Genomic DNA, 20,716 nt, shown 5'->3' with positions numbered 1-20,716 from the left:
GCCTCAGCTCTTCGACAGCTCCTTCAGCAGCGCATCGTTGAAGCGCCGCGGCTCCTCCATCTGCGGCGCATGGCCAAGGGCGGGAAACTCGATCAGCGTCGCCTGCGGGATCATCCGGGCGACCTGTTTGCCGAGCACGTCGTAGTGGCCGAGCTTCCCCTTCACCTCCGGTGAGGCCACGTCGCTGCCGATCGCCGTGGTGTCGGCTGTGCCGATCATCAGCGCGGTCGGCACCTTGACGTTCTTGAACTCGTAGTAGACGGGCTGGGTGAAGATCATGTCGTAGATCAGCGCCGAGTTCCATGCCACCAGGCGGTGGCCGGGCCCCTTGTTGAGGCCGGCCAGCATGTCCACCCAGCGGTCGAATGCGGGCTTCCAGCGTCCGGCATAGTAGGTCGCCTGCTCGTACTTGCGGACCCCCTCGGCCGAGAGCTTCAGCTCGCGCTCGAACCATTGGTCGACGGTGCGGTAGGGGACGCCGAGCGCCTTCCAGTCCTCCAGGCCAATGGGGTTGACCAGCACCAGCCGGTCCACCTGCTCCGGGTAGAGCAGGGCGTAGCGGGTCGCCAGCATGCCGCCGGTCGAATGGGCGATCAGCGCCACCCGTTGAATACCGAGCTTGTCCAGCAGCGCGCGCGTATTGCTAGCCAACTGCTGGAAGCTGTACTGGTAGCTCTCGGGCTTGGTCGAGGAGCAGAAGCCGATCTGGTCGGGCGCGATCACCCGGTAGCCGGCCGCGCTCAGCGCCTTGATGGTATCCTCCCAGGTCGCCGCGCAAAAATTCTTGCCGTGCATGACGACGGCGGTGCGACCGTTCGCCGGGCCCGAGGGCGCCACGTCCATGTAGCCCATCTCGAGCTGTTTGCCCTGGGACTCGAAGGCGAAATGCTGCAGCGGGTAAGGATAGACGAAGCCTTCCAGCTGCGGGCCGTAGCCCGGCCCGTCGGTTGCGGCGGCAAGAGCCGGACAGGTGGCTGCCACTGCGAGCGCGCACGACAGCCAGAGAGAGCGCAAGGTGAACATCAGGGGATCCTCGACGTCGGCGAATTCCGCGCCGGAGGCGATACCCGAACATCGGCGGTATCGTGGCAGGACGAGGATGTGCGGCGCTCTTGTCGCTGGCCGCCGCGCCGGACGCGCGCGGCCGCGGCGCGTGGTTGGCCGGCCCGAGCCGTTCTGGCCTGCCCTGGGGCTCGCGGCGTTCAGCTTACCATCTGCCGGCGCGGCGCGTAGGCAAGGGCAACGAGGCTGACCGCGGTCGCCGCGGCGACATAGAAGGCAGGCGCATGCGCCTGGCCGGTCTGTGCCACTAGCCAGGCCACGATGAAGGGCGTAAATCCCCCAAAGATCGTGGTGGCGCCGTTGTAGGCGATCGACAACCCCGTCGAGCGGGACGTGGGCGGAAACTGGGTCGCCATGAAGAAGGGCAGCACGCCCAGCATGCCCCCGACCGGAACGGCAAACGCGAGCTGGAACGTCAGCAGCGCGGACACGCCCGGCCGCGCCAGCAACAGCATCAGGGCCGGAACGATCAGGAGCCCGACCAGGAGGATGGCGGCGATCAAGATCGGGCGGGCGCCGATCCGGTCTGCCAGGCGCCCCGCGAGCAGCGCGCAAAGCCCGCAGACGATGAGTCCGGCTGCATTGGTCAGCAGCGCCTGGTCTTGCGCGACGTGAAGCTGCCGCACGGCAAACGTCGGCATGTTGACGAGGAAGAAGTACGTGGAGATCGTCGTCGCGACGACCAGGCCGAAGCACGCGGCCGTCGAGCGCCCGTGATCGTCGAAGGTCTGCCGCAAGGGACTGGGAGCGGTGTCGGCGACCTGGGGTAGCGTTTCCGGCGCCCGGTTGCGGATATAGAGGCCGACGGGGCCGATCAGGAGGCCGGCGAGGAAGGGAACGCGCCATCCCCAGCTCAGCAGGTCCTCGGTCGACAGGAGGCCGGTGACGGCCGCGCTGACCGCCGATCCCAGGAGCAGCGCTGCGGCGACCGTCACCTGCCACAGGCTTCCGTAGAAGGCCCGCCGGGCAACCGGCGCCTGCTCGACGAGATAGGCCGTTGCGCTACCGAACTCGCCGCCCGCCGAAAAGCCCTGGATCAGCCGCCCGGCCACGATGATCGCCGGTCCCCACAGGCCGGCCTGCTCGTAAGTCGGAGCAAGCCCGATCATCGCCGTGCCGAGCGCCATGAGCCCGATGACGATCGTGAGGGCGGGCTTGCGTCCACGACGATCGGCAAGAACGCCGAGCACGACCGCGCCGACGGGCCGCATGAGGAACCCCACGCCGAAGGCCGCCACCGACGCGAGCAACGAGACGGTCTCGTTGCCGGCCGGGAAGAACAGCTTGGCGATGGTCAATGCGAGGAAGCCGTAGACAGCGAAATCGTACCACTCGAGCAGATTGCCGATCAACGCGGCCGTGACCGCCCGACGCGCCGAAATCCGCTCCGGGCTGCGCAAGAGTTCGTCGCCACGATCGATCTGTTCGACTGATACAGTTCCGCCAGACATGCTGTTGTCCTCCCGTTCTTCTTAAATGGCCGTCGATTGACTGCTGAAAGCCACGAGCGATTGCGCTTGGGCCGGTTGTCCAACGGCGCCGGAGGCTGTTCGTCCGCGTATCGAGCCGGCCGCGCGCGTCGCCGCATGCGTCCGCCCGGCGCCGACCGGACCATCGAGCGGGGGCTTCGTCCCCAGCCGACGGATAGCGCACCGCCTCGTGTCGAATAATGAATTCTAATTCATATCTTTGTGTCAAGAGCGAAGCGCGATTCAATCGGCGCTGCGCGCATATGGTGCTTTTAATATCGGGTTCATGCGCCCAAAGAGCGAGACGGCTTGACAGTAGGAGTGATTATAGGTTCATTTCTTATACGCCTCGAGTAAAGGCGATCTGGCGGGAGGGCGATGGCAATGCAGGCACCCATGGGAGCGGATATGGCCGCGTACGCGGCCCGTGCGCGCTTCTTCTCGGTGGAGGAGGGCTTCAATATCAAACGGCCGCCGCTGGAGCCGCGGCAGTTCACGGCGGAGCGGGACGCAGCGTTCGACGCCGGCACGCCGACGCGCGAGATTCTGCTGGACAGCGCCACGCCGCTCGGCCTGCCCCATCCCGCGACCTCGCCGCTGCTGTTGGCGAGCTATCTGCGCATCAAGGCCGGCGAGCAGCTGGCCCTGGCCCGCGCGGCCACCGGCGAGATCTACGTGGTGCTGTCGGGATCGGGCCAGAGCAGCAAAGGCGCCGATCGTATCCAGTGGAGCGACGGTGACATCTTCTGCCTGCCCGGCGCCGACGATCCCACGGAGCACGCGGCGAGCGCGGACGCCATTCTCTACCATGTCTCCGATGCGCCGGCGCTGCGCTTTGCGGGCGCCGGCGCGCCCGTGTCCGAGCAGGCGGCGATCGAAGCCGTCCACTATCCACGCGCCATGACGGAGGCGCGATTGAGCGAGCTGCGCGAGCGGATTTTGCCCCCGGACGCGCCCGGGCGGGCGCTCAATCTGTCGAGCACGGCCATGGACGGCCTCAAGACATGTCTGCCCTTGATGACGCTGACCTACAACCTGGTGGCCCCGGGCGACGCCCAGCCCGCCCATCGGCACAACGCCGCCGCACTGGTGCTCGTGCTGCGGCAGGGCGAATGCCATTCGGTGATCGGCGGACGCCGGTTCGACTGGTCCGATCACACGGTGATCCTGACGCCGGCGACCGAGGCTCACTCGCACGCCAATGCCGCCGACGGCGGCTGGGCGCTGGCGCTGATCGTGCAGGACGGCGGTCTATACTATCACGCCCGCACCATGGGCTTCGCTTTTGTCTGACGAGGCTCCCATGCACGGCCTGATGCAGGACGTTCCGCTGCTCATCTCGAGCCTCCTGGACTATGCCGAGCGGTGGCATCCGCGGGCCGAGATCGTCGCCTACGCGGACGGCGCTGCGGCTCATCGGTATGGTTTCGAGGATGCGGCGCGGCGAGCGCGGCGGCTCGCCTCGGCGCTGACGCGCGCCGGCGTGAAGCCCGGGGACCGCGTCGCCACCCTGGCCATGAACCATCACCGGCACTTCGAGCTCTACTTCGCCGTGTCCGGAATCGGCGCCATTCTTCACACGGTCAATCCGCGCCTCTTCGACGCCCAGATCGAGTACATCGTCCGGCACGGCGGCAGCCGCATCCTGTTCGCCGACGCTCAGTTCGTCCCGCTGGCGGCGCGGCTGGCCGAGCGCGTCGAAGCGCTTCACACCGTGATCGTTCTCGGCGAGCCTGGCGAAGCCGCCGCCGCGCCGCGCACCGACTGGCTGGGCTATGAGCGCTTTCTCGCCGACGGCGACGTCGATCTGGCCTGGCCGCGTTTCGACGAGCGCACCGCCTCCACCCTCTGCTACACGTCGGGCACCACGGGAGATCCCAAGGGCGTCCTCTACTCGCATCGGTCCACCGTGCTGCACGCGCTCTCGGCGTGCCAGCCCGGCAGCTTTTCGATCTCGGCGGACAGCGTGCTGCTGGCGCTACCTCCGATGTTCCACGCGAATGCCTGGAGCTTTCCGTATCTGGCGGCGATGACGGGCGCCAAGCTGGTGCTGCCCGGCGCCAAGATCGACGGGCCGGCCATGCATGCGATGATCAGCGCCGAGGCCTGCACCTTCACCGTCGGCGTGCCGACGGTGTTCACCATGCTGCTCGACCACCTCGGGCAGACGGGGGGACGGATCGACAGCCTGCGCCGGGCCGGCATCGGCGGCTCCGCCGTGCCGCGCGCCATGATCGAGGCTCTGGCCGGCTTCGGCTGTACCGTTCTGCAGCTGTGGGGGATGACCGAAACCAGCCCTCTCGGCACGATCGCCACCTCGACCCCCGCGGTGGACGCGCTGCCGCACGAGCAGCGCGCCACCGTCCTCGCCCAGCAGGGGCGGGTTCGATGGGGCGTGGACGCGCGCATCGTGCAGGAGGACGGGGGCGAGGCCCCGCGGGACGGGCGCTCGCAAGGGGCGCTGTGGGTTCGCGGACCCTGGGTGGCCCGGAGCTATTTCGGCGCGGGCCAGGACGAGCTCGACACGGAGGGCTGGTTCGCGACGGGCGACGTCGGAACGCTCGACCGCTTCGGTTATCTCCGCATTACCGACCGCACGAAGGACGTGATCAAGTCAGGCGGCGAGTGGATCAGTTCGCTCGAGATCGAGAACCTTGCCTGCAGCGTGCCGGGCGTGAGGCAGGCGGCCGTCATCGCGGCCTATCACCCCAAGTGGGAGGAGCGGCCGCTGCTCATCATCGTGGCGGCCGAAGGGGCGGCGCCGACACGCGAGGGCGTGCTCTCGTTCCTGAGCCCGCGCATCGCCAGATGGTGGCTCCCCGACGACGTCGTGTTCGTCGACGAGCTGCCGATGACCGCCACCGGCAAGATCTCGAAGCTGACGCTTCGCGAACGCTTCCGCGACCATCTCACCCAGGTCCCGGCGGCATGAGCGGCGCGTCCGGCAGCGGCGGGCCGCCTTATGCCAGCGGCCCGTTCCAGACGTTGATCGTCGGCGTTTCCCGGTAGTAGCCGAGGAGGCACAGGGTGCCGGTGCCGAGCTGGAGGTGCTGGCCGAGGACGGTGGGCGAGCCGATCCAGCGGGCGCCGACGACGCGCAGGATGTGGCCGTGCGCGAACAGCGCCACCTTGCCGCCGGCCTGCCGGGCGCGTGCGATCACCCGGTCGGCGCGGGCGCCGATCTGCTCCGGTGTCTCGCCGCCCGGGCAGCCGTCCACGAAGATCTCCCAGCCCGGAGCCTCCTCGCGGATCTGGTCGGTGGTCCGCCCCTCATAGGCGCCGTAGTTCCACTCGCGCAGGTCCGGGTCGACGACCGCCTGGGCGCCGAGGCCGGCGATCTCGCAGGTCTCGCGCGCCCGCTGCATCGGGCTCACCAGCACCAGCGCGAACGTCTCCTTGGCGAGCACCGGCCGCAGCCGCTCGGCGAGGTGCCGGCCGTTGTCGGTCAAGGGGATATCGGTGGTGCCGGTGTGCTGGCCGCTGAGGCTCCACGCCGTCTCCCCGTGCCTGATCGCAAACACATCCACGTCGCGCCCTCCCGTCTGCGACCGCGGTGACCGGCGGACCATCGGGTCGTCGCCGGTTCATAGCACAGCGTGAGAGCTAAAACGTCGGTGGCGTATTGATGACGATGATCCGCGCCGGCTTAGGCCCCGGGTTGAAGTATCCGTGCGGGATCTCCGAGCGGAAGTGTGCGGAATCGCCGGCGTTGACCGTGTAGCGCTCCTTTCCCACGATGATCTCCAATGTTCCCTCGATGACGTAGCCGACCTCTTCGCCCTCGTGCGTGATCAGGTCGTCGCTCGTCTGGGCGCCCGACCCGGGCGCAATGAGGTGAATGCTGCCCTCCAGCAGATGGCTGGGGTCGTAGGGGATCAACTGCTCGACCTTGGTGTCGCTGTTGGGCCGCAGCGGATGGATGGGCAGGATGGCGCGCTCGCCGGCGCGCGAAATGATGCCGGCCGGGCGGTGTGCGTTGGTGAACAACTGCCCCATGGTCAGACCCAGCACCTTGATGACGCGATAGAGCGTCGCCATCGACGGCAGCGCCCGGCCGTTCTCGATCTTGGACAGCATGCTCTCCGAGCACTCCGCCTGCTCGGCCAGCTGGCGCAGCGTCAGTCGATGCGTGAGCCGCGCGTGGCGCAGCCGCCGGCCGATGTGAACATCGTCGGCCGGCGGCTCGTCCGCCGCTTCGGCGGCCGCGGCGGGCAAGGTCTTGTGGCGACGCATATCGGGCTCCGTGCTGGCGGCGCGACGAGCCGCCCGTGAATCGGTGTGCGTTCAAAATAGGCCGGAATTTCATTCAAGCTACTTGAATAAAATTGCGCATATAGGTAATCAGTTTGCCACCAAGCAGCGATGCGGAGACCGACATGGCAGACTCGATGCTGATCGACGCCGAAACGCAGGACCACGCGCCCCACTTCGAGCCGTACGGGTGGCAGCATTGGCCCGACCATCCCTGGATGTCGTACCAATTCAGGCGCGGGCTCGGAGAGACGCAGGAAGGCGCGGGCGCCATCAGCGAGTGCTTCCAGGCCGCCGCGCGCATGGTGCCGGGCGACGAGGAGAGCTGGCACAACGAGTGGATCCGCGTGGCGCGGCGCAACCACGAGCGCGCCGACCGCTCGGAGGCCGCAGGCCATATCCAGACGGCCCAGAACGGCTGGCTGCGCGCTGCCGGCTACTACCGCCAGGCCGAGTTCTGGCTGGCGCCCGACGATCCGCGCCGGCTGCCCACCTTCGAGCTGATGGAGACCTGCTCGAAGAAGTTCATCTCCCACCTCGTTCCCGCCGGCGAGGTGGTGGATATCCCCTATGAGAACGGGGTCTCGCTGTGCGCCTACTTCGTGCGCTCACCCCTTGGCTCCGGCCGTCAGCCCGTCCTCATCGCCATGGGCGGCCTCGACTCGATCAAGGACGAGATGTGGTTCATGCAGGCGCGCGGCGCCCTGCAGCGCGGCCTCTCGGTGCTGATGATCGATGGCCCCGGCCAGGGCGGCACGCTGCGCCGCCACGGCGTGGTCAGCCGCTATGACTACGAGGTGCCGATCGGCCGCTGCATCGACTATCTGGCGACGCGCGACGACGTCGACATGGCGCGGATCGCGCTCTGCGGCTCCAGCCTGGGCGGCTATTACGCCGCGCGCGCCGGCAGCTACGAGCCGCGGCTCGCGGCCTGCATCTCGCACGGCGCCATCTGGGACTTCGCCGCCCAGATCGGCGACCGACCCGAGGACCATCCGCTCGCCGGTCATCTGAAGTGGGTCACCGGCGCCACCTCCATGCGCGAGCTGCCGGAGGTGGTGCGCCAGTTCCGCCTGGAGGGCGTGCTGGACCATATGAAGTGCCCCTACCTCATCGTGCACGGCGGCCACGATGTCCTCGGCGTGCAGGCGGCCAAGCTGGTGCGTGACTATGCGGTGTCGAAGAGCGTCGACGTGACCTTCCACCTGGTCAGCGAGGAGGAGACCGGCGCCGACCACTGCCAGCACGACAACCCGACGCTCGGCCAGGAGATCATCGGTGACTGGCTGGTCGAGCGGTTCGGCATCGACGAGCGCGCGCTGCGCGCGGTGGCCCGGGGCTGAGATTGGCTGCAGGCCGCCGGCGCTTGCAGCTTGGCACCTAAACTCTTGCTCTGACAGCGCATCGCCAACACCCCCACCCCTCCCCACAAGGGGGAGGGAGGAGCCTCACTTTTTAAGCTTGGAGAAGTTGGGCGAGGCGGCCTGCCGAACGGCCTCCCCCTTGCGGGGAGGCTCTCCCGACCGAAGGGGAGGGGCTGGTGGGGTGTTGCCTCGACGCCCGCAGAACGTGCCTCGGTGAACACACCACAACAACCAGAGGGGAGCCGCATGACGATCGCATCGACCATAGCCGTGCAGCCATCGGCAGAGCGTCTGTCCCGGCGCGCAGCGATGACCATGTTGGCCATCATGGGCGTGACCTATGCGGTCAACGCCATGGACCGGATCGTGTTCTCGATCTTGCTGCCCAACGTCAACGCGCACTACGCGTTCTCGCTCGAGCAGGGCGGCTTCCTGGCCACCGTCTTCACCCTCGGCATCGGCCTGTCCGGCATCCCGACCGGCTACCTGCTCGACCGCTTCTCGCGCATGAACGTCATCCTTATCGGCATCCTGATCTATTCGGTGCTGACGATCCTGTCGGCGTTCTCGGTCGGCTTCTACGATATGGCCGTCTATCGCGCCCTGTCGGGTATCGGCGAGGGCATGCAGAACGCCGCCCTGTTCACCGCCGTGGGGGCCTACTTCGCCGCCAACCGCGCCGCGGCCCTGGGCTCGATGAACTTCGCCTATGGCGTGGGATCGTTCATCGGGCCGATTCTCGCCGCCTACCTCCTGGTCTGGACCAGCGATTGGCGGACACCGCTGATCGTTTACGGCGTGCTCGGCCTCATCGTCCTGGTGTTTGCCCGTCTGACGGTCACGCCCGCCTTCACCGAGCATCGTAACGAGCCGCTCGATCTCGCTGCATCCGGCGCCGACGAGCACATCCCGGCGCGCGTGCTCAACCGCAACGTCGTCATCTGCGCCCTGAGCGCCATCGTCCTGGGCGTGGCCGGCTACGGCTTCCTCGGCCTCTATCCGACGTTCCTGCGCACCGAGCTCGGTCTGAGCGTCCCGCAGGCCGGCTTCGCCGCCAGCCTCTTCGGGCTCGGCGCCCTGCTCGGCATTCCCGCCGGCTACTTGGCCGATCGCGTCAGCCAGCGCTGGATCGCCATCGTCGCGATCTGCGTGATGATCGTGAACTCCTACGCCATGTTCAACGTCGCGACATCAGCGCCGGCTCAGTACGCGCTCGCCTTCATCGCCGGCGCCATCGGCAGCGGCGTCGTCTTCGTCAACACCTATTCGCTGATCCAGCGCTGCGTCCGCCCGGCCTTCGTCGGTCGCGCCTCGGGCATCATGGTCACCTGCCTGTACCTGCCGGCAAGTCTTGCCGGCTATCTGTTCGCGCTGCTGCGCACGCAGTTCGGCTGGGGCCACGCGAGCCTGCTGCAACTGTGCCTGTTCCCGCTCGTCGCGATTATCGCCATGCTGTTCCTCGACGCCAAGGCGATCCGCCGGCCGCGGCCGGCCGCGTGACGAACCGAAGCGGCAGGCCCATTGAAACGGAGGATCACCCGGTGAGCGATGACGTCGGCCGCAGCATCCGTGCCCGCCTCGACTATACGCCGATCCACCGGCGGCCAGCCCTGGCGCTGCCGGGTGGTGCCCGGGTCGCCGTCTGGACCATCGTCAACGTCGAGAACTGGAGCCCGCTTGCGGCGATGCCGCGGGCCGTGCTGCCGCCGCCCATGGGCCAGCCGCTGCTGCCGGATGTACCCAACTGGGCCTGGCACGAGTACGGCATGCGGGTCGGCTTCTGGCGCTTCATCGAGGCGCTCGGCAGCCGCGGCCTGAAGGCGACGTTCGCCGTCAACGGCAGCGCCTGCACGGTCTACGAGGAAGCCTGCCGGGCCGCCCGCGAGGCCGGCTGGGAGTTCATGGGGCACGGCTTCGTCCAGCGCCCCATGCACAAGGTCGCGGATCAGCGCGCCGCCATCGCCGATACGATCAAGGCCATTGCCGATTTCACCGGCCGGCCGCCGCGCGGCTGGGAGAGCCCCGGCCTCACCGAGACCGACGAGACGCTCGATCTCCTGGCGGAGGCGGGCATCGAATACGTCGCCGACTGGGTGCTGGACGAGCAGCCGGTGCCGCTCACGACCCGGGCCGGCACCGTCGTCTCCGTGCCCTACACGGTCGAGATCAACGACGTCGTCATCAGCGCCGTGCAGCAGCAGCCGTCGGACGAGATCTGGCGGCGGGGCCGCGACCAGTTTGACCGGCTCTACCTCGACGGTGCCCGGGCGCCGCGCGTCATGGCCATCTCGATCCACCCCTACCTCACGGGCGTGCCGCACCGGATCAAGTACCTCGAGATGCTCTACGACTACATTCTCGGTCACGACGGCGTCGTCATGTGGACCGGGGCGGAGATCCTCGACTGGTATCGCACCCAGCACACCGTTGGCGTGTGATGGTGTAGATCTGTCGCGCAAGGTCCTTCCGAGGCCTGGGGACAGAATCGTGCGAGGAGCGATCGGATGGCGTCCTGGCGCGACCTGGACCGGTTTCCCTTCGGCGACGGGCCCGAGCTCGCGGACGAGCTGCTCGCGCTCATTCTGATCGGCCGCAAGACGGCGACGTGCTGGAGCGCCACCGACGGGTCGAAGGGGGCCGAGGCCGGCAAGCGATGGGTCGTCGAGGACGGCGCCGGACGGCCGCGCGCCGTGCTGGAGACCGTCGAGCTGACCCAGCGCCGCTTCGACGAGGTGGACGATGTCTTCGCCGCCGAGGAAGGGGAGGGCGATCTGACGCTCGCCTACTGGCGGGCGGCGCACCAGAGCTACTTCACGCGGAACGGCGGCTTCAATCCGGACATGCTGCTGTGGTGCGAGCGCTTCCGCGTGGTCGAAGTCCTCGACGTCGACGGCGCGTAGATGGGGCGATCACGGTTGCAGAGCCGGCGCGTGGCAGTTCGCGTCAATAGTCGGCCTTTGCTGCCCGAAGCTTGATAGGCGCGGAGGCGCCGATCGATCAGCTCGCGATGATCGCCGCGGCCGTCATGCGCGCGAGCCGCTTGATTTGCTGTCGGTCGCAGCGTTCGCCGAGAACGACGATGCGCCAGTAGAGGGGTCCGATCAGCACATCGGTCGCCAGGCGACGATCAACATCTTCCGGTAGTTCGCCTCGGACCACGGCTCGGTCGATCAGTGTCTTGACCTTCTTCTCCCGCGCCGCCTCGCCGGGCCGCAGCACCGCCACCAGGGCGGGCTCCCGCCCCATGGCCAAGTAGAGGTCAGGCAGGATGCGGCGCACGAGCCGGTGGCGCATCAAGCGCCGGCCGGCGAGGAGCATCGCATACAGATCGTCCTCCAGGGACCCGCAGTCACCAGACTCGATGCGGGCGGGGACGGTCGCCACGAACTGGGACAGGAGATCGCGCGCCATGTCGGCCTTGGAGCGCCAACGACGATAGAGAGCAGCCTTGCCAACCCCCGCCTTGCGCGCCACGGCATCGAGGCTGAGCGCGCTGTATCCGACGCGCGCCCATTCTTCGAAAAAGGTCCGTGCCAACGCGTCGGTGATCTGCGGCCGCTTCACCGCCGCGCCGCTCAGGCGCTCGGCACGCGCAGCCGTCGCGACGGAACGGTTGCGTTCCATTGATCGTGAGCCTAGCCTGTCGAGACGATCGTGTTCCATCGACGGAGATCTAGTCCGTGTCCGAGACCAAGCCAACCACTCTGACCATCATGAAGGATGCCCTTGGAGACCGTATCGACCCGTCGGCGACAAGCTTCATCGACATGATGGCCGAGGACTTCGTCATGGAGTTTCCATACGCCCGACCCGGCATGAAGACACGGATCGACGGCCGTGCAGCCGTGGTCTCGTATCTATCGACCGTCGGCGAGGCCGTGAGCGTCGACTCGGTGGACAACGTCATCGTGCACGAGACCACCGACCCCGAGGTGGTCATTCTGGAGTTCGAGGGCCATGGCCGCGCACTGAAAGTCGGCGAACCGTATGAGCAGCGCTACATCTCCGTCATCCGCACGCGCGGCGGCCGGATGGTCCACTACAAGGACTACTGGAACCCCATTCAGGGCCTGAAGGCGCAGCTCGGCTCGGCAGTGGTCGAGGCTTTCATTCTCGGCGGCGCGCCCGACGCGGGAGACGCCGCATGAGTGGCCTCGTGCTCGTCACCGGCGCGACCGGGAAAACGGGCCGGAGCCTGGTCTCGCAACTGAGCGAGAAGGGCGTGGACTATCGCGCCGCCTCTCGCGGCGGCGAGCGGCCGTTCGACTGGACCCGGCCCGAGACATGGGACGCGGTGCTTGACGGCGTTGCGTCGGTCTATCTCGTGGCTCCGCCGACCGTCGACGATCCGTATTCGCGGATGGTGGCGTTCGCGCAATCGGCGATGCGCAAGGGCGTTCGTCGCTTCGTGTTTCTCAGCATGGCTTCGCTGCCAGCAGGCGGGCCCGCCCACGGACAGGTGCACCAATGGCTGAAAGACAACAGTGAGGACTGGGCCGTCTTGTGCCCGAGCGCCTTCATGCAGAACTTCAGCGTGGGCTCGCATCTCGCGACCATCCTGGGCGAGGACACCATCTATTCGAACACCGGCACAGGCCGCGTTCCCTTCATCAGCGCCGACGACATCGCGCGCGCGGCGTTTGCGGTGCTGACGGGGCCTGGGCGGATGAACAGCGACTTTGTTCTCACGGGCGGCGAGGCGATTTCGTATGACCAGGTCGCGGAGCAGATCAGCCAGGCTTGCGGCCGCCGAATCTCGCACACCCCCATTTCGACGGAGGCGCTGGTGGTTCGCTTCCTCAATCGCGGCCTTCCCGACGCAACGGCCAGATTCTTGGCCGCCGGATACCAAGCCATTGCTGACGGCGCCCATGCGCGGACGACGGACGTCTTTAGAACCTTGACCGGCGCGCCTCCTCTGACCTTTCAAGCTTTTGCCGAGGCGAGCGCTGATGTCTGGAAGCGGGCGGGTTAGAGCGGGATGATTTTTCTTCGAATCATCATCCCGCTTGGGGTCATGCGCTAAGGAGAGGCGGAAGGCGCCGACGCCTCGGCCGCCGTGCAGACGTCCGCTCCCAGGCGGCGGACAGGGCAGGTGGCTTGGCCGTGCGTCAGCCGCGCAGCTTCTCGCGCGCCACGCGGATGCCGGCCTGCTCTCGGTCCCATACGTCCGGCGTGACGCCGGCGCTGCGCAGCACGTGCTTCTCCACCTTCTGCGTCGGCGTCCTCGGCAGGTCGGGGAGCACGCGCACATAGCGCGGCAGCATGAAATGGGCGAGCCTGGGCCTCAGGAACTCCAGCAACTCCACCGGGTCGATGGTCGCGCCGGGTATCGGCGCCACGATCGCCAGCACATCGTCCTCCGACGTCTCGTTCGGGACGGCGACGACGGCGCACTCGCGCACGGCCGGGTGGGCGAGGATCTCCACTTCCACCTCGAACGAGGAGATGTTCTCGCCGCGCCGGCGGATCGCGTCCTTCATGCGGTCGACGAAGAAGTAGTCGCCATCCGCATCGCGCCGGAAGGCGTCGCCGGTGTGGAACCAGCCGTTGCGCCAGGCTTTCGCCGTCGCCTCCGCGTCCTTGAAGTAACCGGAGTTCAGCGCCCACGGCGCGTCGGTGCGGATGATCAGCTCGCCCACCTGCCCGTCGGCAACCTCGCAATCGTGCTCGTCGACAATGCGCAGTTCGACGCCGTCACGCTTGCGCCCGCAGGTGCCGAGCTTGGGCGGGTTGGGCTCGGAGACGATCGGCACGTTGATCTCGGTCATGTTGAACAGCGTCCACACTGTCACGCCGAACCGTTCGGCGAAGGCGCGCCAGCCGTCGTCGAGGGGGATCATCATCACCTTCTTGAGCGTGTGGCCGCGGTCGTCGGGCGAGGGCGGCCGCTTGGCGATGAAGCTGGTCATGACGCCGAGCAGGATCGCGAAGGTGGCGCCGGTGGCGCGCACCGCCGGCCAGAACGTCTCGGTCGAGAACTCGCCGGCGACGCCGACGGCGCCGCCGCGGTTGAGCGAGGCGACCACCGGCAGCGTGCCGCCGACGTGGAACAGCGGGCCGTAGAGCAGGAAGCTGTCGGTCTCGTCGAGCATGTGGAAGCTCTGCGGCCCGCTCATGTGGAAGAGGTGGGCGTAGGAGCTGATCACCCCCTTGGAACGGCCGGTGGTGCCCGAGGTGTAGATGATCGACTGCACGTCCCAGGGCTCGATCGGCCGGCCGAGGGTCGGGATCGTGGAGGGATCGCCGTCGAGCGCCGCCGCCTCGTGCATGGCGAGGCCGGGCACGGGATCGGCGCTGCCGCCGACGACGACGCAGGTCTCAAGGCTCGCCCTGTCCACGTCGGCGAGCCGCGCCACCAGGTCGACGCTGGCGACGATGACCGACGAGCCGGCGTTGGCCAGCACGTGCGCCAGCAGGCTGCCGCGATAGGCGACGTTGATCGGCACGTAGGTCGCGCCCAGCCAGTTGATGGCGAACCAGACGCGGATCATCTCGACACCGTTGGGCAGCCACACGGTGACCGTGTCGCCCTGCTTGACGCCGAGGGCGGCGAGCCCCGCCGCGGCGCGCTCGACCTGCTGCTTGAAATCGCCGTAGGCGAGGTGGCTGCCATCGCCGAGCCGGATGAACGGGCGGTCCGGATGGGCGGCTGCGCGCCTGTCGAGCACGTAGCGGAGCACGCAGTCGTCGCGTGCCGGCACGCGGGGCTCGGATACAGCCATGGTTCCCTCCTGAAGCGTGATTGCCGAGCGGACGCCGCCGCCTTCGTCGCGGTCTCGCCTCCACAATCCTCGGTCGGCGGCCACGTTTCGGTCGTGGTCGACCGGCGCAAGGTCATGCCGACCGTTCGGCCCGGCGGGCGGACGGGGGCGAGAGGGCCTCAGCCGTCCCTGCCACCGCATGCTCCGTCCGGCGCCGCGCCGTGCGATCGTGTCAACGTATTGATGGATTTTCGCGGCGCCGACAACCGTTTTCTGGCGACCGCCTTCTGCTCAGTCGCCGGCGCCGGCCGTGTGCGTCCGGTCTGGCGCCGCGTCGGCGGCGCCGTGGGCGGTCCGCTGGCGCCGCCCACCTGCCGGCTTCGATCGCGGGCCGGGCTTCTTTGCCGAGTGTTTCTTGGCCGAGTGCTTCTTGGCCGAGTCGAGGCGCACCGCCTTCAGGCCGCGCGAAACCTGGACCAGCACCTCGACGAACGCCGCCCTGGCATCGAACGGTATCGTCTCGGTGGCGAGCTTGTAGAACTCGACGGTGCGGGCGCTCAGATCGTCCCACGCCAGGACGCCGGCCCGGGTCAGCCGCACGATGCGGATCCGTCTGTCGGTCGGGCCCTCGATGCGTTCGACGAGGCCTTGACGCTCCATCCGCTTGAGCACGGCATCCAGGTTCTGGCGGCTGACGGCGAGGTAGTCGACGAGGGCGGAGAACGCGATGCCCTCGTCGGCATAGCGCGACAGCGCCCCCAGCACCACGCCCTGGATGGCCGAGATGTTGAGCTCGCGCGTGGCCTGCCGGTGATAGATGTTGGCCGCCTGGACCAGCCGGAAGAAGAGGCGGTTGTTGAGCTCATGGTCAGCATCGCCCGAACGGTCGGCGGGGGGGGCGTCGTGCGTAGGCTGCATGCTCACCATGGTTCCTTGTGGTTGGCGGCTTCCGGTTGCGGGAGCCAGACGTGTCAATATATTGACGCGTCTCGCCCTCGCTCGTAGAGCTGGGTCGGCCGCACGCTGAAATATCGAGCAGAAGCCGCTTCCTGTCAGCTGGCCGACGACGGGGCTGCCGACGCGTTGCGCAGCCGCGATCCGGCAGCCGGCCGTCGTGCTTACGCACAAGCGGTGGCTCGCGCAAGATGGCCACAACCAGGGCGATACGGCTCCACAGTCGGAGCAGGTCAGGACAGCACACCGGGAGGACAAGATGCAGGCGCAAGGAGATGCAGCCGATTACACCGCCAGCGAAGCGGCCTATCTGGCTCACGCGGAGCAATTCTGGGCGCGACGCTGGCCCGCCGAGGTCCCCCGCGAGGTGCGCTATCCGCTGGGCGAGATCGCCATCACCGCCTACCTCGGCGAGTGGGCACGACGCACGCCTGCCAAGCCCGCGATCATCTTCTACGGCCGTGAGATCAGCTACGCTGAGCTCGACCGGCTGAGCGACCGCTTCGCCGCCCTGCTCCATCGCTACGGTTTCAAGACCGGCGATCGGGTCGCCGTCTTCCTGCCCAACTGCCCGCAGTTCTTCATCGCCTTCTACGGCATCCTGAAGGCCGGCGGCGTGCATGTGCCGGTCAACCCGATGTTCCGGGAGGCCGAGTTCGTCTACGAGCTCAACGACACCGCCGCCGAGATTCTAGTCACCCACGACCAGCTGCTGCCGGTGGTCGAGGCTTGCAAGGCGCAGACCTCGGTCCGGCACGTGCTCGCCACCTCGTTCCTGGACATGCTGCCGGACCAGCCGCTCGGCCCCCTGCCGCCGGCCCTGACGACGCCGCGCAGCCCGCTGCCGGCCGGCGTCGTCGACCTGATGGCGACGCTCGACGCGGAGACCGGCGCGGCGCCCAAGGTGGAGCCCGATCTCGATGCGGTCGCCGCGCTGAACTACACCGGCGGTACCACCGGCATGCCCAAGGGCTGCGTGCACACCCAGCGCAACATGCTCTACACGGCCGCGACCGGCACCTCGATCACCGCCGACATCGGGCCCGACGCCGTCATCATCGACTTCTGGCCGATCTTCTGGATGGCCGGGGAGGATTTCGGCATCCTCATCCCCGTCGTCTGCGGCGGTACCTGCGTGCTGCTGGCGCGCTGGGATCCGGAGGCCTACATGGCCGCGGTCGAGCGCCACAAGGTGACCTTCTCGGCCATGGTCGTCGACAATGCGGTGGAGCTGATGGAGCATCCCCGCATCGGCGACTACGACCTGACGTCGCTGCGCGACGTGGTCGTCGCCTCCTTCGTCAAGAAGCTCAACGTCGCCTTCCGCGAAGGCTGGCGGACGCACACCGGCGCCACCCTGCGCGAAGCCGCCTGGGGCATGACCGAGACCCACTCGATCGACACCTTCACCCGCGGCTTCCAGGAGGGCGACGTCGACCTCAAGGCGCGGCAGGTGTTCTGCGGCCTGCCGGTGCCCGGCACCGCGTTCAAGATCATGGAGTTCGGCAGCGACAGGCTGAAGCCGCTGGGCGAGGAGGGCGAGCTCTGTGTCCGCTCACCGTCGCTGCTCAAGGGCTACTGGAACAAGCCGGACGCCACGCGCGAAGGCCTGGTCGGCGGCTGGCTGCGCACCGGCGACATCGGCATGATCGGCGAGGACGGCTCGATCCACTTCCTCGGCCGCCGCAAGGAGATGCTCAAGGTCAAGGGCATGAGCGTGTTCCCGGCGGAGATCGAGGCCGTGCTCGGCCAGCACCCGGCGGTGACCGGCAGCGGCGTCATCGGGCGGGAGGACCCCGTCCGCGGCCAGGTGCCGGTCGCCTTCGTCACCTTGCACCCGGCGCAGGCGGGCCAGGTGTCGGCCGACGATCTCCTGGCGTTCTGCCGCGAGAGGCTCGCCGTCTACAAGATTCCCGAGCTGCGCATCGCCGAGAGCCTGCCGATGACCACCACCGGCAAGGTGAAGAAGGAAGAGCTGGCCAAGGAGCTGTGAGGCGTGGGTGGCCGCCGCTCCAGCGTCATGGCTGGGATGGGCCCGGCTGCCATCGTCCCTCCGTCGTCATGGCCGGACTTGATCCGGCCATCCATCCACTTGGAAACCGCCAGCATGCGGCCAGCCCTGGCGGGCTGACATTTATCTTCATCGATGGATGGCCGGGTCAAGCCCGGCCATGACGCGCCGCGGGTGAAGGAGCGAGCCGGATCAAGTCCGGCCATGACGCGCGGGAGATGAAGGAGCGGGCCGGGCCAAGCCCGGCCATGACGAGGGGCTACTTCTTCAAGTACTTGCAGTCGCTCTGGTCGACCGGGATGAAGGCCTGCTCGCCCGGAAACTTCTGGGTGAGGTTCACCAGGTCCGTGGCATCCTTCATGTCCGCAGGCTTCTTGACCTCGGCGAAGTAGAGGTCGCGCATCAGCCGGCCGTCGGCGCGGACCTTGGCGCCGTGGGTGAAGAAATCCTCCACCGGCATTTCCTTCATCTTGGCGAGCACCGCTGCCGTATCGGCGGTGCCGGCGGCCTTGACCGCCTTCAGGTAGTGCGTGACGGCGCTGTAGACGTTGGCCTGCGGGTCGGTCGGCAGCTTGCCGGTGCGCTGCTTGAAGCGCTCGGCCCAGGTCCGGGTGGCGTCGGATTCGCCCCAGTAGAAGCTGAACACCAGCGGCATGCCGGCGGTCGCCTTGTTGCCGAGGCCGATGATGTCGACCGTGGTCAGCGAGAACGGGATGAAGCGCTGTCCGGTCTGGTTGATGCCGAACTCGTCGGCCTGCTTGATGCCGTTCACCAGGTCGCTGCCGCCGGCGATCATTACGATGTTCTTGGCGCCGGACGATTGCGCGCGCAGCAGGTAGGAGCTGAAGTCCGTGGTGTTCAGCGGGAAGCGGACGCTGCCGGCGAACTGGCCGCCCTGCGCCTCGATCATCTTCTTGGAATCGCCTTCGATGCTGTGGCCGGCCGTGTAGTCGACGGTGATGAAGAACCAGCTGTCGGCGCCCGGCTTGCGGCTGCCGTCGATGGTCAGCTTGGCGACGGAATAGCCGTCGTTGGCCCATTGCATGCCGTTGGGCGAGCAGGACTTGCCGCTGATGTCGCGGCTGCTGGCCATCGACACCACCAGGATCTTGTTCTTCTCCTCGGCGAGCCGCTGCACGGCCAGCGAGACGCCGGAGCTGTAGATGTCGAAGACGGCATCGACGCCGTCGACATCGAACCACTTGCGCGCGATGCCGGCGCCCACGTCGGGTTTCTGCAGGTGGTCCGCCGCCAGGATCTCGATGGGCTTGCCGAGCAATTGCCCGCCGAAGTCCTCGACGGCCATCTTGGCGGCTACCTCGGAGCCTTCGCCCGTGATCGAGGAATAGACCGACGAGCGGTCGTTCAGGATGCCGATCTTGACCGGACCGCCCGACTGGGCTGCGGCGATGCTAGGCCCCGCCGCCAAGGACAGCGCCGCAAGCGCTGCCAGAACCAAATTCCTCATGCCATCCTCCCTCGTCCAGCTTCGTCGACGCCGTCTTGTAAAGCCAGGCGACGTTGATTGGTCGCCGGAGCTTCCACGGCAGGGCATAAATGTCAACAGGTTGATACGTCTGGCCGTGCGTGCATCTCGCAACGGGATGAGATCAACCAATTGCGAGATGCGCCAAGTTTTTGGATCTGGAGCGCTTCTCTTGCGCTTGGGTGTCTCCACCCTGGCGCGAAGCGCTCCAGGCTCAGCGCAGCAGCGCGTAGGGGCCGCCGCGCTCCAGCGCCCGCTTGTAAGCGTCTCGCGCGTGGATGCGCTCGAGGAAGCCGCTCAGGTTGGCGTAGCGCCCGTCGAGGCCGCCGCGGGCCGCGAGAGCTTCCACGGGAAAGCTCATCTGGATATCGGCTGCGGTCATGTCGGCGCCGGCAAACCATGGGCTGCGGCCGAGCTCGGCCTCCATGAACGCCCGCTGGTCGGCCAGCTGCGGCTCCACGGCGCGGGCGATCGCCTTGTCGGCGACGATCTGCAGCAACGGCCGCAGCAGCGCCGGCGCCGCCGTCGGCAGGCGGCTGAGCACCAGCTTGAGCAGCAGCGGCGGCATGGCCGAGCCTTCGGCGAAGTGGAGCCAGTAGGTGTAGCGCCGGTGCTCCGGCGTGCCCGGTGGCGGCCGCAGTCGGCCGCCGCCGTAGCGATCGAGCAGGTATTCGATGATGGCGCCGGATTCGGCGACGACCTGGTCGCCATCGGTCACGATCGGCGATTTGCCGAGCGGATGGATGGCCTTCAGGGCAGCCGGCGCCCGCATGGATGCGTCGCGGGCGTAGCGCTTGACCTCGTAGGGAAGGCCGAGCTCCTCGAGCAGCCACAGCACCCGCTGCGAGCGCGAATTCTCCAGGTGGTGGACGACGAGCATGCGCTTCTCCCGCGCGGCGATGACGCCCGCCCCCTGACCGATTTGGCGTTTCCGGGCCTGCTCAGAACGGCGGCGGCACCACCTGGTAGACGGTGCGGCCGCCGTAGCTGTAGGGACGGTAGTAGGTGCCCGAGCAATTGTAGTAGCGGGCGCCGTTCACCGTGGCGGAGTCGCAGGGGCCGGGCAGAGCATAGTAGGTCGAGCCGGCGGGCGCTGCCACGGCCACCGGCGCCGGAGCGACGACGACGGGCGGTGGCGGGACCGCCGCGGCGGCACCGATCGCGGCGCCGGCAGCGAGGCCGACGGCGCCGGCGGCGGCAACCCCGCCCCAGCCGGGGCCACCCCAGCAGCATCCGCCGCCGTGCCAATAACCGCCGCCGGCTGCATAGCCGCCGTGCCAGGCGTGGATGCCGCCGGCGGGGCCGCGCCAGAAGCCGCCGCCGTGGGCGGCGATCCAGGCCGAGGCCGGGCTGGCGACCGCCATCAGGGAGAGCGCCGAAAGCGCAGCAAGGATGTAGCGACGCATGGGGATCTC

General features: G+C 68.0%; 19 protein-coding genes. 9 read left to right on the top strand and 10 right to left on the bottom strand.

The annotated features are described in order from the left end of the window. Nucleotides 1-3: 3 nt before the first annotated feature. Together ACZ5PO_RS02065 and ACZ5PO_RS02060 are read right to left on the bottom strand one after the other, a co-directional pair. Nucleotides 4-1,023, bottom strand: coding sequence for an alpha/beta fold hydrolase (locus tag ACZ5PO_RS02065; RefSeq protein WP_464189763.1), 1,020 nt, complete (start codon nt 1,021-1,023; stop codon nt 4-6). Between the two features lie 179 nt (nt 1,024-1,202). Beyond that, a complete protein-coding gene (locus ACZ5PO_RS02060; protein ID WP_464189761.1) occupies nt 1,203-2,513 on the bottom strand; it encodes an MFS transporter in 1,311 nt (436 codons plus the stop codon). A gap of 426 nt (nt 2,514-2,939) precedes the next feature. On the opposite strand from ACZ5PO_RS02060, the gene ACZ5PO_RS02055 reads away from it, so the two are divergent. Beyond that, nucleotides 2,940-3,824: a cupin domain-containing protein gene (locus tag ACZ5PO_RS02055; RefSeq protein WP_464189758.1), complete on the top strand. Its 885-nt coding sequence runs from the start codon at nt 2,940-2,942 to the stop codon at nt 3,822-3,824. A 10-nt stretch (nt 3,825-3,834) separates the two neighbouring features. Continuing rightward, complete coding sequence (locus ACZ5PO_RS02050; RefSeq protein ID WP_464189756.1) at nt 3,835-5,463, top strand: long-chain fatty acid--CoA ligase; 1,629 nt, start codon at nt 3,835-3,837, stop codon at nt 5,461-5,463. Between the two features lie 28 nt (nt 5,464-5,491). Here ACZ5PO_RS02050 and ACZ5PO_RS02045 read toward each other — a convergent pair whose 3' ends face one another. Next, entirely contained in the window at nt 5,492-6,058 is a 567-nt protein-coding gene (locus ACZ5PO_RS02045; protein WP_464189754.1) for a histidine phosphatase family protein, read from the bottom strand. Nucleotides 6,059-6,134: 76 nt separating this feature from the next. Then, complete coding sequence (locus ACZ5PO_RS02040; RefSeq protein ID WP_464189752.1) at nt 6,135-6,764, bottom strand: cupin domain-containing protein; 630 nt, start codon at nt 6,762-6,764, stop codon at nt 6,135-6,137. Nucleotides 6,765-6,907: 143 nt separating this feature from the next. Here ACZ5PO_RS02040 and ACZ5PO_RS02035 point away from each other — a divergent pair, with 143 nt between their 5' ends. The 4 genes from ACZ5PO_RS02035 (at nt 6,908) to ACZ5PO_RS02020 (ending at nt 11,046) form a co-directional block, all read left to right on the top strand. Then, a complete protein-coding gene (locus ACZ5PO_RS02035) occupies nt 6,908-8,125 on the top strand; it encodes an alpha/beta hydrolase family protein (RefSeq protein ID WP_464189750.1) in 1,218 nt (405 codons plus the stop codon). Between the two features lie 267 nt (nt 8,126-8,392). Further along, entirely contained in the window at nt 8,393-9,646 is a 1,254-nt protein-coding gene (locus ACZ5PO_RS02030; protein ID WP_464189748.1) for an MFS transporter, read from the top strand. 41 nt (nt 9,647-9,687) lie between these two features. Continuing rightward, nucleotides 9,688-10,584, top strand: a complete 897-nt coding sequence (locus ACZ5PO_RS02025; protein ID WP_464189745.1) for a polysaccharide deacetylase family protein — start codon at nt 9,688-9,690, stop codon at nt 10,582-10,584. Nucleotides 10,585-10,650: 66 nt separating this feature from the next. After that, a complete protein-coding gene (locus ACZ5PO_RS02020; protein WP_464189743.1) occupies nt 10,651-11,046 on the top strand; it encodes an ASCH domain-containing protein in 396 nt (131 codons plus the stop codon). A 97-nt stretch (nt 11,047-11,143) separates the two neighbouring features. Here ACZ5PO_RS02020 and ACZ5PO_RS02015 read toward each other — a convergent pair whose 3' ends face one another. After that, on the bottom strand, nt 11,144-11,770 hold the full coding sequence (locus ACZ5PO_RS02015; RefSeq protein WP_464189740.1) for a TetR/AcrR family transcriptional regulator: 627 nt from the start codon (nt 11,768-11,770) through the stop codon (nt 11,144-11,146). Nucleotides 11,771-11,826: 56 nt separating this feature from the next. Here ACZ5PO_RS02015 and ACZ5PO_RS02010 point away from each other — a divergent pair, with 56 nt between their 5' ends. Together ACZ5PO_RS02010 and ACZ5PO_RS02005 are read left to right on the top strand one after the other, a co-directional pair. After that, complete coding sequence (locus ACZ5PO_RS02010; RefSeq protein ID WP_464189738.1) at nt 11,827-12,294, top strand: nuclear transport factor 2 family protein; 468 nt, start codon at nt 11,827-11,829, stop codon at nt 12,292-12,294. Then, nucleotides 12,291-13,121 carry an NmrA family NAD(P)-binding protein gene (locus tag ACZ5PO_RS02005; protein ID WP_464189736.1) on the top strand — a complete coding sequence of 277 codons (831 nt, stop codon included), beginning with the start codon at nt 12,291-12,293 and terminating at the stop codon, nt 13,119-13,121. Before ACZ5PO_RS02010 ends, ACZ5PO_RS02005 begins: the two co-directional genes overlap by 4 nt. A 136-nt stretch (nt 13,122-13,257) precedes the next feature. Here the strand turns inward: ACZ5PO_RS02005 and ACZ5PO_RS02000 are convergent, their stop codons facing one another. Then, nucleotides 13,258-14,871 (bottom strand): AMP-binding protein, encoded by a 1,614-nt coding sequence (locus tag ACZ5PO_RS02000; protein WP_464189734.1) that lies wholly within the window; start codon nt 14,869-14,871, stop codon nt 13,258-13,260. Between the two features lie 270 nt (nt 14,872-15,141). Further along, entirely contained in the window at nt 15,142-15,768 is a 627-nt protein-coding gene (locus ACZ5PO_RS01995; protein ID WP_464189732.1) for a MarR family winged helix-turn-helix transcriptional regulator, read from the bottom strand. A gap of 295 nt (nt 15,769-16,063) precedes the next feature. Here ACZ5PO_RS01995 and ACZ5PO_RS01990 point away from each other — a divergent pair, with 295 nt between their 5' ends. Further along, entirely contained in the window at nt 16,064-17,797 is a 1,734-nt protein-coding gene (locus tag ACZ5PO_RS01990; protein ID WP_464189730.1) for an AMP-binding protein, read from the top strand. Between the two features lie 277 nt (nt 17,798-18,074). On the opposite strand, the gene ACZ5PO_RS01985 is transcribed toward ACZ5PO_RS01990, so the two are convergent. The 3 genes from ACZ5PO_RS01985 to ACZ5PO_RS01975 all read right to left on the bottom strand — a co-directional run bounded on the left by ACZ5PO_RS01985 (nt 18,075) and on the right by ACZ5PO_RS01975 (nt 20,707). After that, the gene (locus tag ACZ5PO_RS01985) at nt 18,075-19,283 is read right to left on the bottom strand and encodes an ABC transporter substrate-binding protein (RefSeq protein ID WP_464189728.1); all 1,209 of its coding nucleotides are present in this window, start codon (nt 19,281-19,283) and stop codon (nt 18,075-18,077) included. Between the two features lie 232 nt (nt 19,284-19,515). Further along, entirely contained in the window at nt 19,516-20,181 is a 666-nt protein-coding gene (locus tag ACZ5PO_RS01980) for a glutathione S-transferase family protein (RefSeq protein WP_464189726.1), read from the bottom strand. A gap of 61 nt (nt 20,182-20,242) precedes the next feature. Further along, a complete protein-coding gene (locus ACZ5PO_RS01975) occupies nt 20,243-20,707 on the bottom strand; it encodes a hypothetical protein (RefSeq protein WP_464189724.1) in 465 nt (154 codons plus the stop codon). Between the last annotated feature and the right edge of the window lie 9 nt (nt 20,708-20,716).

The sequence above is a fragment of the Chelatococcus sp. KU-N122 genome, assembly GCF_055391085.1.
The sequence above is the reverse complement of the archived record's forward strand: the minus strand, read 5'-3'. Positions and strand labels throughout refer to the sequence as shown.